The following is a 12,774-nucleotide window of genomic DNA, read 5'->3' on the forward strand; positions in this document are numbered from 1 at the left end:
ATGACATTGTCTGGTGACTATAGCAAGGAGGTCACACCTGTTCCCATGCCGAACACAGAAGTTAAGCTCCTTAGCGCCGATGGTAGTCGGACTTACGTTCCGCAAGAGTAGGACGTTGCCAGGCAAGTAAATAGGATGCGATGAGCCGAGACCGAAAGGTCTCTTTTTTTACATAAAAGGAGCTTAACTTCCCAGTTCGAAGAACTGCAAACTGACAAAAGAAAGCGTTTGAAGCTGACGAAGTAAACGAGAGACGAAACGAGCTTACAAGCGGTAAGTGAGTGAGGAAAGCGTGAAATTGAGGAAAGATGCGGACGCTTGCCTGAAGTCAGAAAAGCTGCTTAGCGCCGATGGTAGCTGACTTACGTTCCGCAAGAGTAGGTAAAGAGGAATACATGAGCTAAAGCTCATGCATAAGTCACACTATTCCAATAACATATAAATTCATAAGATATATAAGTGTCAAAGGTAAAAATTAAAATTAAGAAGTGTGACTTTACAGGCAAGTAAATAGGATGCGATGAGCCGAGACCGAGAGGTCTCTTTTTTTTACATAAAGGAGCTTAACTTCCCAGTTCGAAGAACTGCAAACTGACAAAAGAAAGCGTTTGAAGCTGACGAAGTAAACGAGAGACGAAACGAGCTTACAAGCGGTAAGTGAGTGAGGAAAGCGTGAAATAGTAAAAGGAATGCATGAGCTAAAGCTCATGCATAAGTCACAGTATTTCAATAACATAAATTCATAAGAAATATAAAAGTCAAACTATCAATAATATATATACTAGACTGTCAGTGTTTTGATTAGTGCGTCTGTATGTTCTTTGAGTTGGGATATCGGAATACCACCGAAACCTAGAATAAATTTAACTGTGTTTTGATCACTATCATATTTACTAAATGGTATTATATTTAAATCATTTTCCTTTGCACGTTCTAAGCATTGCCCCATAGTCAAATGATTTTTGACAGTGAGTGTAAAATGCATACCAGCTAAAGCACCATCTATTTTTAATTGCGATTGATAAGGCGTTAATGCATTTAAAATTGTTGTTAGTTTATGGCGATACACGTTCCTCATTTTATTAAGATGCCTTTCAAAACTGCCTGATTTCATAAAGAGTGAAATCATTTTTTGTGTATGTGCCGGCACTGTGTTTCCTTCTTTATTTGCCAAGTTGTCATATTTTGAAAGTAAATTATTTGGTAAAACTAAATATGCAATTCGACAGCTTGGAAATAATGATTTGGAAAAGGTACTAATATATATGACTTTATCTTTAGTGTCTAAACTTTGTAGAGCAGGTATTGGTTTGCCGAAGTAGCGAAACTCAGAATCATAATCATCTTCAATAATGTATCTATCAGTACTTTGTTGTGCCCAATTGATGAGTTGGGTTCTTTTTTTTAAACTCATAACATAGCCTGTGGGGAATTGGTGTGATGGCGTGACATATGCGATATTATTATTGGATTTCTGAAAGGACGTAATTTCTATTCCTGTACTATTTACAGGTACTTGAAGATAAGCAATTTGCTTTTTATCTAGTACTTGCTTAATGGGTGGATAACTAGGATTTTCTATTAAAAAACGACCGTCATTTAAAATGTCAGTTAAAAGATTTATTAGTTGTTCTGTTGAAGAACCGATGATAATTTGTTCAGGTCTACAGTTAACGCCACGACTATTAAATAAGTAATGTGCAATTTCTTGTCTTAATGAAATCTCACCTTTTGAATTAACATGTTGTAGTAAATCAATTTCTTCATCTTCAAATGCATCTTTTGCATATTTTCTAAATTGTTTCATAGGGAAGTATTCTGCATCAATCTCTGATAAATTAAATGCCAATGACCGGACTGATTGTGTCACTTCATGATTATTTTTTGAGTAATTATGATGTTGGGATTGGTCCATATTTCTTGCGATAACAGGAAGCGTTTCTATATCTGAAACAAAATAGCCTGAACGCGGTTTGGAGTAAATATATCCTTCATCTAATAAGAGCTGATACGCATGTTCAATTGTTGTATTGCTTACAGATAAATGTTGGCCTAATGCACGTTTAGACGGAAACTTATCTTCAGATTTGTATTGACCTTCTATGATTTGTTGTTTTAAATTTTCATATAAATTAATATAGAGATGATTTTTAGACAATAAACTGACCCCCTAAATTATTTTGAAAGTGTACCTTTTTAAATACCAGTTTATCTTTTAAAATGAATTTAATCAACTAAGTAAAGGGGTAAATAAAATGTCTAAATTTACTGGATCAGAAAGAGTCAAAAGAGGAATGGCTGAAATGCAAAAAGGCGGCGTCATCATGGACGTTGTCAATGCTGAACAAGCGAAAATCGCGGAAGAAGCAGGGGCAGTTGCTGTAATGGCGTTAGAACGTGTTCCTTCTGATATTAGAGCAGCTGGTGGTGTTGCTAGAATGGCAAATCCTAAGATTGTTGAAGAAGTAATGAATGCTGTTTCTATACCTGTCATGGCTAAAGGTCGTATTGGTCATATAACAGAAGCACGTGTACTAGAAGCAATGGGTGTTGACTATATTGACGAATCAGAAGTCTTAACACCAGCTGATGAAGAGTACCACTTACGTAAAGATACTTTTACAGTACCATTTGTTTGTGGCTGTCGTAATTTAGGTGAAGCAGCGCGTCGCATAGGTGAAGGAGCGGCAATGTTACGTACGAAAGGTGAACCTGGTACTGGTAATATCGTTGAAGCTGTTAGACATATTAGACAAGTCAATGCTGAAGTGAGTCGCATAACAGTTATGAATGATGATGAAATTATGACGGAAGCTAAAAACATAGGTGCACCTTTTGAAGTATTAAAATCAATTAAAGAAAACGGTAAATTACCAGTGGTGAATTTTGCAGCTGGTGGTGTAGCAACACCTCAAGACGCTGCTTTGATGATGGAATTAGGTGCAGATGGTGTATTTGTTGGTTCTGGTATTTTTAAATCAGAAGATCCTGAAAAATTTGCAAAAGCAATTGTACAAGCTACGACGCATTACCAAGATTATGAATTAATTGGTAGATTAGCTAAAGAGTTAGGTACAGCAATGAAAGGTTTAGACATTAATGATTTGTCACTAGAAGAACGTATGCAAGAGCGTGGTTGGTAATATGAAAATAGGTGTTTTAGCTTTACAGGGTGCTGTGAGAGAACATTTGAAGCATATTGAATTAAGTGGACACGAAGGTATTGCCATAAAACATGTGGAGCAATTAGAGGAAATTGATGGGCTCATACTACCTGGTGGTGAATCGACAACGTTACGTCGTTTAATGAATTTATATGGGTTTAAAGAAGCATTACAACAATCTGAATTACCTATGTTTGGCACTTGTGCAGGGCTTATAGTTATGGCAAAAGATATTGTTGGTGAAGAAGGATATCTCAACAAATTAGATATTACGGTCCAACGAAATTCATTTGGCAGACAAGTAGATAGTTTTGAAAGTCATTTAAATATTACTGGCATTGCAGAAGATATAGAAGGGGTATTTATCAGAGCCCCTCATATAGCCCAAGTCCATGGGAATGCCACAATATTGAGCTCGGTTGGTGAGAAAATAGTAGCAGTTCAAGAAGGACGCTATTTAGGTGTTTCTTTCCATCCAGAGTTAACAGAAGATTATCGCGTAACGCAATATTTCATTGAACATATTGTTGCAAAGGCTACAATTGAGCAAGTTTAATATAACATAAAAAAAGCAGGTCAATTCCAAAATGGATTGACCTGCTTTTTGTCAGTTTAATTAGATAAAGAAACCTGCGATTGCTGCAGAAATAAATGACACAAGTGTGGCACCAAATAAAAGTTTTAAACCAAAGCGTGCTACCATATCACCTTTTTCATTATTAAGCGATTTGATTGCGCCAGAAATAATACCAATAGAACTAAAGTTAGCAAAAGATACAACAAAGACAGAGATTACACCTTTTGCGTGTTCACTGATATTTTTAACTTCATTTAAGCTTTGCATGGCTACAAATTCATTAGATAGTAATTTTGTTGCCATAATAGAACCAGCTTGAACAGCATCGTCCCATGGTACCCCAATTAAAAATGCTAATGGTGCAAATATAAATCCAATTAAAGTTTGGAAATCCCATGTAATACTTCCACCTGAAGCTGCAGTGAAAATAGCACTTACAACACCGTTTAACAAAGCGATAATTGCTATATAACCGATCAGCATCGCACCAACGATTACAGCAACTTTAAACCCATCTAAAATGTATTCCCCTAACATTTCGAAGAAGGACTGTTTTTCCGTCTCACTTTCTTCAACGATTAATTTATCTTCTTTTACATCTACTTTATATGGATTAATAATAGAAGCAATGATAAACCCGCCAAATAAGTTTAGTACTACTGCAGTAACTACATATCTAGGCTCGATTAATGTAAAATAAGCACCAATAATAGAAGCCGATACCGTAGACATCGCGGAAGCAGTCAATGTATAAAGACGTTGTTTAGGGATATGTGCTAATTCTTTTTTGAGTGAAATGAAAACTTCTGATTGACCCAAAATTGCTGCTGCTACCGCATTATATGACTCTAAGCGACCCATCCCATTTACTTTAGAAATGGCTAAACCTAAATAGTTAATAATGAATGGCAGTATTCTTGTGTATTGTAAGATACCAATTAATGCTGAAATAAAAACGATTGGTAATAATACATTGAAGAAGAATGGAGGATTTTTAGGATCTACAAATTCAAATCCACCAAATACAAAATTGACACCTTCAGCAGCTTTAGCTAATAAGTAATTAAAGCCATCTGAAATGCCACCAATGACCGTAATACCAAATTTTGTTTTTAATAATATAAAAGCAAATACAAGTTGTATTACGAGTAATAAGCCAATGTATTGCCAGCGAATATTTTTTCTGTCAGAACTAAAGAGTAAAGCTAACCCAAGAAACACAGCAATACCAATTAAACCGATAATAATATGCATAATAATTCATCCCTTTAAATTTTTTCTTAACTCCTATAATACAATAAACAAGCGCTTACTTACATCCAAAATTGAAAAAATTTAAAACATATTGGTTGAAAAAGGTCAAAGTTGGTCATATAATATAGTCAAAGAAGGTCAAAAGAGGTGATAATCATGCATAACATGTCCGACATCATAGAACAGTACATTAAAAAATTATTTGAAGACACCAATGAAGACGTTGTTGAAATTCAACGTGCCAATATTGCACAGCGGTTTGACTGTGTGCCTTCTCAACTAAACTATGTGATCAAAACACGTTTTACAAATGAACATGGTTATGAAATAGAAAGTAAAAGAGGTGGCGGTGGTTATATTCGAATCACTAAAATTGAAAACAAAGATGAAACAGGTTACATTAATCATTTACTTCAACTCATCGGACCATCTATTTCACAGCAACAAGCTTATTACATCATAGATGGTTTATTAGATAAAGCATATATCAGTGAACGCGAAGCAAAAATGATTTACGCTGTAATCGATAGAGAAACTTTAAAAATGGATGTATTATCAAGAGATATTATACGTGCTAATATAGTGAAACGAATATTACATGTAATAAATTATTATTAAAGAAATTAAGAGAGGTGTTTGGTCGTGCTGTGCGAAAATTGTCATTTAAATGAAGCAGAAGTAAAGTTAGCAGTTAAAGGGCAAGATGGTGTACATGAAAAATGGGTTTGTGCCACATGCGCACAAGGCGGTAACCCGTGGACTCAAAACCAACAAATGCAGTCACAAGATGACATTGAAGGTGCGTTTGTAGTAAAACAAATATTACAACATTTAGCAGCGAAACACGGTATTGATTTCGATGAAATTGCATTTAAAGAAGAAAAGAGATGTCCTACTTGTCAAATGACATTAAAAGATATTGCGCATGTTGGTAAATTTGGTTGTGCAGACTGCTACGCAACTTTTAAAGATGACATTGTCGATATTGTACGACGTGTACAAGGTGGTCAAATCGAACACACTGGAAAAACACCACGCTCTTCACATAGAAAGTTAGCTTTGAAAAAACAAATAGAAGAGAAAACAACTTATTTAAATCAGTTAATTGAAGAACAAAATTTTGAAGAGGCTGCAGTTGTTAGAGATGAAATTAAGGCATTGAAAGAAGACAGCGAGGTGAAACATGATGAGTAAGAATGATATCAGCACCCACATTAGTGAGTGGATGAGAGACGAAGCAGAAAGTCCAATCGTAATGTCTTCGAGATTGCGTTTGGCTAGAAATTTAGAAAATCATGTACACCCTTTGATGTTTGCATCCGAACAAGATGGTAATAGAGTGATAAATGAAGTTCAAGATGCGCTTCCTAACATGTTTATACAGAGGTTAGACACGATGGACCAGCAGAGTAAATATAAACTTGTAGCGAAACATCTTATCAGTCCCGAGTTAATAAAAAGACCTGCTGCTGCAGTACTTTTAAATGAAGATGAATCTTTAAGCATTATGGTTAATGAAGAAGATCATATACGAATTCAAGCCATGGGAAATGATTTATCATTACAAACATTATATGAAAAAGCTTCCGCACTGGATGACACATTAGACAGTGAATTAGATGTAAGTTTTGATGAAACACTCGGTTATTTAACAACATGTCCGACGAATATCGGTACTGGTATGCGAGCCAGCGTAATGTTACATTTACCGGGACTTACGATTATGAAGCGGATGAATAGAATCGCTCAAACAATCAATCGTTTTGGATTCACAATAAGAGGTATCTATGGCGAAGGTTCCCAAGTATACGGTCACATTTATCAAATTTCCAATCAACTGACGCTTGGAAAAACAGAAGAAGAAATTATTGAAAGTTTAACTGAAGTAGTACAACAAATTATTAACGAAGAGATGCAAATTCGCGAACGACTTAGCAAGCATAATAAAATTGAAACTTTAGATAGAGTATATCGTTCGTTAGGTATCTTAAAATATAGTAGACTAATATCTATGGAAGAAGCATCATTTAGATTAAGTGAAGTGAAATTAGGTATAGATTTAGACTATATTGATTTAAAAGACTTTAAGTTTAATGAGTTGATGGTTGCTATTCAATCACCATTCTTATTAGATGATGAAGATGATAGAACAGTTAACGAAAAAAGAGCAGATATTTTAAGAGAACATATAAATTAGGAGGTCATGCTATGTTATTTGGTAGACTGACAGAACGTGCACAACGTGTATTGGCACATGCTCAAGAAGAAGCAATTCGCTTAAATCATTCAAATATAGGAACAGAACATTTACTTTTAGGTTTAATGAAAGAACCAGAAGGTATTGCAGCAAAAGTGTTGGAATCCTTTGATATTACTGAAGAAAAAGTAGTAACAGAAGTTGAAAAATTAATTGGTCACGGTCAAGAACAAATGGGTGCGTTACATTACACACCACGTGCTAAAAAAGTTATTGAGTTATCAATGGACGAAGCAAGAAAATTACACCACAATTTCGTTGGTACCGAGCATATATTACTTGGTTTAATTAGAGAAAATGAAGGCGTAGCTGCACGTGTTTTTGCTAATCTAGACTTAAACATTACGAAAGCACGCGCGCAAGTAGTGAAAGCTTTAGGAAGCCCTGAAATGAGCAATAAAAATGCGCAGGCAAACAAATCTAATAATACACCAACTTTAGATAGTCTTGCTCGTGACTTAACAGTAATTGCTAATGATGGCACGTTGGATCCTGTTATTGGCAGAGATAAAGAAATCACACGTGTCATTGAAGTGTTGAGTAGACGTACTAAGAACAACCCAGTATTAATTGGGGAACCAGGTGTCGGTAAAACGGCAATTGCTGAAGGTTTAGCACTTGCAATTGTTAATAATGAAGTTCCTGAAACACTTAAAGGTAAACGTGTGATGTCATTAGATATGGGAACAGTCGTTGCTGGTACGAAATATCGTGGCGAATTTGAAGAACGTTTGAAAAAAGTAATGGAAGAAATTCACCAAGCAGGTAATGTCATTCTGTTCATTGATGAGCTACACACATTAGTAGGTGCTGGTGGTGCAGAAGGTGCAATTGATGCATCAAACATCTTAAAACCAGCATTAGCCCGTGGCGAATTACAATGTATCGGTGCGACTACACTAGATGAATATCGTAAAAACATTGAAAAGGATGCTGCGTTAGAACGTCGTTTCCAACCTGTTCAAGTAGATGAACCAACTGTTGAAGATACGATTGAAATCTTAAAAGGATTACGTGATCGTTATGAAGCACATCACCGCATCAACATCTCTGATGAAGCTTTAGAATCAGCAGCAAAACTAAGTCATCGCTATGTTTCTGATCGTTTCTTACCAGATAAAGCGATTGACTTAATTGATGAAGCAAGCTCAAAAGTAAGACTAAAAAGTCATACAACACCACCAAACTTAAAAGAGTTGGAACAAGAAATTGAGCAAGTGAAAAATGAAAAAGATGCAGCTGTACATGCACAAGAATTTGAAAATGCAGCTAATTTACGTGATAAACAAACTAAATTAGAAAAACAATACGAAGAAGCAAACAATAATTGGAAAAATAGCCAAAACGGTGCGAACACATCCTTATCTGAAGAGGATATCGGTGAAGTTATCGCTGGTTGGACTGGCATTCCATTAACAAAAATTAATGAAACAGAATCTGATCGCTTGCTTAACTTGGAAGATACGTTACACAAACGTGTCATTGGTCAAAAAGAAGCAGTAACATCAATCAGTAAAGCAGTGAGACGTGCAAGAGCAGGATTAAAAGATCCTCAAAGACCAATAGGTAGCTTTATATTCTTAGGACCTACAGGTGTCGGTAAGACAGAATTAGCACGTGCACTAGCAGAAACAATGTTTGGTGAAGATGACGCAATGATTCGTGTTGACATGAGTGAGTTTATGGAAAAACATGCTGTCAGTCGTTTAGTAGGAGCGCCTCCAGGTTATGTTGGTCATGATGATGGCGGTCAATTAACTGAAAAAGTAAGACGCAAACCATATTCAGTTATATTATTTGATGAAATCGAAAAAGCGCATCCTGATGTATTTAACATCTTGTTGCAAGTATTAGATGATGGACACTTAACAGATACTAAAGGTCGTCAAGTAGACTTCCGTAACACAGTGATTATTATGACATCTAACGTGGGTGCGCAAGAATTGCAAGATCAACGTTTTGCTGGATTTGGTGGCGCATCAGAAGGTCAAGACTATGAATCTATCCGTAAAACAATGATGAAAGAATTGAAAAATGCTTTCCGTCCAGAATTCTTAAACCGTGTAGATGACATCATTGTATTCCACAAACTGTCACAAGATGAGTTGAAAGAAATTGTAACAATGATGGTAAATAAACTTACAGATCGTTTATCAGAACAAGATATTGATATTATCGTTTCTGATGCAGCTAAAGAACGCATTGCTGAAGAAGGATACGATCCAGAATATGGTGCGAGACCACTTATTCGAGAAATCCAAAAAACGATTGAAGATAACTTAAGTGAGTTAATCTTAGACGGCAATCAAATTGAAGGTAAAAATGTTTATATCGACCATGACGGTAAGGAATATAAATATAACATTAAAGATAGAACAGAAGATGAAAAAGAAAAAGAAACTTCTGAATCATAAAATTAGATAAATCAATATAGGTCATAGTGCCAAAGCGTTTCTCAAGTATTTATTTCAACCTTGAGAAACGCTTTTTTAATTTCAAAAACTACGATACAGTATGGTGAAAGTATGATATGACCTTGTAGGCTAATTTGGATATCAATAAAGTATATCTTTTTGATGGTGCTATAGGCATAATAGTGTTATTTTTAAAAATAGATTTTTGCAATATATTCATTTATATATTACAATATAAAGCTATTTATTTAGCATATAAAATATCAAAATAAATCATTTGTAAATAAAATTTGTTTTTACATAAACATAGGTATAAAATAGATTTGTTCAATAAAGATGGAGGTGCAGTTTTGGCCAAAAAGAAAGTGATTTTTGAATGCATGGCATGTGGTTATCAGTCACCTAAATGGATGGGGAAATGTCCTAACTGTGGTGGATGGAATCAAATGGAAGAAATCATAGAACAGAAATCGACAAGTCCGAAACATGGTGTGCGCAGTCGTGAAAATACATCCAAAGTACAGAAGTTAAATGATATAAAGCATGAGACAACACCACGTGTTAAAACGAATTCAGCAGAGTTTAATCGAGTGCTTGGTGGCGGGATCGTTAATGGTTCACTTGTGTTGATTGGTGGCGATCCAGGTATCGGTAAATCAACACTATTGCTACAAATATGTGCAGCATTATCACAAGAAAAAAACGTTTTATATATAACTGGTGAAGAATCATTAAATCAAACAAAATTAAGAGCAGATCGATTAGATGAAGATTCAAGTCAATTAAATGTATTTGCAGAAACAGATTTAGAAGTGATACATGAAACAGTTAAACAATTGAAGCCTGATTTGCTTGTTGTAGATTCTATTCAGACTATTTTTCACCCTGAAATCAGTTCTGCACCCGGTTCGGTATCTCAGGTGAGAGAGAGTACACAGAGTTTGATGAATATAGCTAAACAACTAAATATCGCGACGTTTATTGTTGGTCACGTTACGAAAGAAGGTCAGATTGCGGGACCTCGTTTGCTAGAACATATGGTGGATACGGTGCTTTATTTTGAAGGTGATGAGCATCATGCTTATCGGATTTTAAGAGCGGTAAAAAATCGCTTTGGTTCTACAAATGAAATGGGTATTTTTGAAATGAAACAGAGTGGATTGAAAGGTGTTAAAAATCCTTCAGAAATGTTTTTAGAAGAACGTTCTACAAATGTTCCAGGTTCAACAATCGTGTCTACTATGGAAGGTACGCGACCATTATTAATTGAGGTTCAAGCGTTAGTAACACCCACAACATTTAATAATCCTAGACGTATGGCGACAGGAATAGATCACAATCGTTTAAGTTTGTTAATGGCTGTATTAGAGAAAAAAGAAAATTATTTACTGCAACAACAAGATGCCTATATTAAAGTAGCTGGTGGCGTAAGGTTAACAGAACCTGCTGTTGATTTAGGAATCATTATTGCTACTGCCTCAAGCTTTAAAGATTTAACTGTAGATGGCTTAGACTGTTTTATCGGCGAAGTTGGTTTAACAGGGGAAGTGAGACGTGTTTCTCGCATTGAACAACGTGTACAAGAAGCGGAAAAATTAGGTTTTAAACGCATTATTATTCCTGAATCTAATATTGGGGGTTGGGAATTCCCGAGCAACATTAAAGTCATTGGTGTGACAAATGTCCATGAGGCATTAAAATATGCCTTATCAAAACATTGATCAGCGACATTTATTTAAATGGTTACATGGCTTATGAAGTCATAATAGCTTTCATGCGAAAGGAGCGTTAGCATTTGAACATGATAAGACTCATTGTAATCTTGTGCTATATCATATTGGGCGCAAGTTTAGGCGTGTATCTTATTCCAGAGATTATTGCAGATGCTGGATTGAGTCATTTCATGCTACTTACAAATAATTATTTCAATGGACTACTAGGGATTATACTGTTTTTTGCTATCTTTGGTTGGTTTATTAAGAAAGTAACTTTAGCAATGAAAGATTTAGAACAAATGATTATGCGTCAAAGTGCGATAGAAATATTGTTTGCCACAATTGGGCTCATTATAGGTTTGCTTATTTCTGTAATGATTTCATTTATTTTCCAAATTATTGGCAACAACGTGTTAAATCATTTTGTACCAATCATTGTTACAATCATATTGGGGTATTTAGGATTTCAATTTGGTTTACGTAAGCGTGATGAAATGCTTTTGTTTTTGCCAGAAAATATGACGCGTTCTATGGCTATGAATACACGTAATGCGATGCCAAAGGTGATTGATACGAGTGCAATTATAGATGGACGTATTCTAGATGTTTTAGAATGTGGCTTTGTAGATGGTGAGATTTTAATTCCGCAAGGTGTGATTAATGAATTGCAAGTTATTGCGGATGCGAATGATAGTGTGAAGAGAGAAAAAGGTCAAAGAGGCTTAGATATGCTTAATGCATTACACGATGCACAGCACCCTACACGTATTATTCAACCTACAAAATCACACAGTGATATAGACGCTATGTTAATTAAACTCGCGCTGCATTATAGAGCTCAAATTATCACTACAGATTATAATCTGAACAAAGTTTGTCATATACAAGGCATTCAAGTACTCAATGTTAATGACTTATCAGAAGCCATTAAGCCAACAGTCCATCAAGGTGATCGACTTAACTTATTGTTAACTAAGATGGGTAAAGAAGCTGGACAAGCAGTGGGTTATTTAGAAGATGGTACGATGGTAGTTGTAGACAATGCTAAAAAACATATTGGCGAACACATTGATTTAGAAGTCGTCAGTTTATTGCAAACATCTTCGGGTCGGATTATTTTTGCTAAAAAAATATATTGAAATAGCAGTTAGGTTTCATATGAAATGTAGCAACTACAGTTACAGTTTCACATGAAACCTTTTTTACGTAAAAACACTGAATGACCAAGTGACAAAAGAATTCATTTATAAACAATTAAATTTAAGCGTGGTAATATCATAATCAGCTTTAAAGTGCTACAATAGATAGCGAAATTGTATTACTATATTTAGAATTATGCCGTGGAATTAAAAACAAAAAATGTTTGATTTTAATATAGTGATGCTTTAAAAAA

10 protein-coding genes and 1 rRNA gene are annotated in these 12,774 nt (G+C 35.1%); 9 read left to right on the forward strand and 2 right to left on the reverse strand.

Translation table 11 applies throughout. The features are described from left to right. The first annotated feature begins 9 nt into the window (after positions 1-9). Positions 10-124: ribosomal RNA gene (rrf, locus tag KA830_RS04030) — 5S ribosomal RNA — on the forward strand. Positions 125-781: 657 nt separating this feature from the next. Here the strand turns inward: rrf and pdxR are convergent. Further along, a complete protein-coding gene (pdxR, locus tag KA830_RS04035) occupies positions 782-2,158 on the reverse strand; it encodes a MocR-like pyridoxine biosynthesis transcription factor PdxR (protein WP_070039494.1) in 1,377 nt (458 codons plus the stop codon). A gap of 97 nt (positions 2,159-2,255) precedes the next feature. Between pdxR and pdxS the strand changes: the two genes are divergently transcribed. Further along, positions 2,256-3,143, forward strand: a complete 888-nt coding sequence (gene pdxS / locus KA830_RS04040; protein WP_064209900.1) for a pyridoxal 5'-phosphate synthase lyase subunit PdxS — start codon at positions 2,256-2,258, stop codon at positions 3,141-3,143. Position 3,144: 1 nt separating this feature from the next. Further along, positions 3,145-3,720, forward strand: coding sequence for a pyridoxal 5'-phosphate synthase glutaminase subunit PdxT (pdxT, locus tag KA830_RS04045; protein WP_073343643.1), 576 nt, complete (start codon positions 3,145-3,147; stop codon positions 3,718-3,720). Between the two features lie 60 nt (positions 3,721-3,780). Here pdxT and KA830_RS04050 read toward each other — a convergent pair whose 3' ends face one another. Further along, positions 3,781-4,995, reverse strand: a complete 1,215-nt coding sequence (locus KA830_RS04050; RefSeq protein ID WP_064209898.1) for a NupC/NupG family nucleoside CNT transporter — start codon at positions 4,993-4,995, stop codon at positions 3,781-3,783. A 156-nt stretch (positions 4,996-5,151) separates the two neighbouring features. On the opposite strand from KA830_RS04050, the gene KA830_RS04055 reads away from it, so the two are divergent. The 6 genes from KA830_RS04055 to KA830_RS04080 all read left to right on the forward strand — a co-directional run bounded on the left by KA830_RS04055 (position 5,152) and on the right by KA830_RS04080 (position 12,520). Continuing rightward, positions 5,152-5,613, forward strand: a complete 462-nt coding sequence (locus KA830_RS04055) for a CtsR family transcriptional regulator (protein WP_019468588.1) — start codon at positions 5,152-5,154, stop codon at positions 5,611-5,613. 24 nt (positions 5,614-5,637) lie between these two features. Beyond that, the gene (locus KA830_RS04060; RefSeq protein WP_046207696.1) at positions 5,638-6,189 is read left to right on the forward strand and encodes a UvrB/UvrC motif-containing protein; all 552 of its coding nucleotides are present in this window, start codon (positions 5,638-5,640) and stop codon (positions 6,187-6,189) included. Then, entirely contained in the window at positions 6,182-7,192 is a 1,011-nt protein-coding gene (locus KA830_RS04065; protein ID WP_046207695.1) for a protein arginine kinase, read from the forward strand. Before KA830_RS04060 ends, KA830_RS04065 begins: the two co-directional genes overlap by 8 nt. Before the next feature lie 11 nt (positions 7,193-7,203). Continuing rightward, positions 7,204-9,666 (forward strand): ATP-dependent Clp protease ATP-binding subunit, encoded by a 2,463-nt coding sequence (locus KA830_RS04070; protein WP_046207694.1) that lies wholly within the window; start codon positions 7,204-7,206, stop codon positions 9,664-9,666. A gap of 350 nt (positions 9,667-10,016) precedes the next feature. Further along, the gene (gene radA, locus KA830_RS04075; protein ID WP_073343636.1) at positions 10,017-11,387 is read left to right on the forward strand and encodes a DNA repair protein RadA; all 1,371 of its coding nucleotides are present in this window, start codon (positions 10,017-10,019) and stop codon (positions 11,385-11,387) included. Positions 11,388-11,461: 74 nt separating this feature from the next. Next, complete coding sequence (locus KA830_RS04080) at positions 11,462-12,520, forward strand: PIN/TRAM domain-containing protein (protein WP_204180143.1); 1,059 nt, start codon at positions 11,462-11,464, stop codon at positions 12,518-12,520. The last annotated feature ends 254 nt before the right edge of the window (positions 12,521-12,774 follow it).

The sequence above is a fragment of the Staphylococcus sp. GDY8P119P genome (assembly GCF_017892075.1).
Classification (GTDB): domain Bacteria; phylum Bacillota; class Bacilli; order Staphylococcales; family Staphylococcaceae; genus Staphylococcus; species Staphylococcus ureilyticus.

Coding starts and splice junctions, on each gene's coding strand:
- KA830_RS04065 (WP_046207695.1), top strand. CDS start 6,182: ATGAGTAAGAATGATATCAGCACCCACATTAGTGAGTGGATGAGAGAC.
- pdxT (WP_073343643.1), top strand. CDS start 3,145: ATGAAAATAGGTGTTTTAGCTTTACAGGGTGCTGTGAGAGAACATTTG.
- KA830_RS04050 (WP_064209898.1), bottom strand. CDS start 4,995: ATGCATATTATTATCGGTTTAATTGGTATTGCTGTGTTTCTTGGGTTA.
- pdxS (WP_064209900.1), top strand. CDS start 2,256: ATGTCTAAATTTACTGGATCAGAAAGAGTCAAAAGAGGAATGGCTGAA.
- KA830_RS04070 (WP_046207694.1), top strand. CDS start 7,204: ATGTTATTTGGTAGACTGACAGAACGTGCACAACGTGTATTGGCACAT.
- KA830_RS04055 (WP_019468588.1), top strand. CDS start 5,152: ATGCATAACATGTCCGACATCATAGAACAGTACATTAAAAAATTATTT.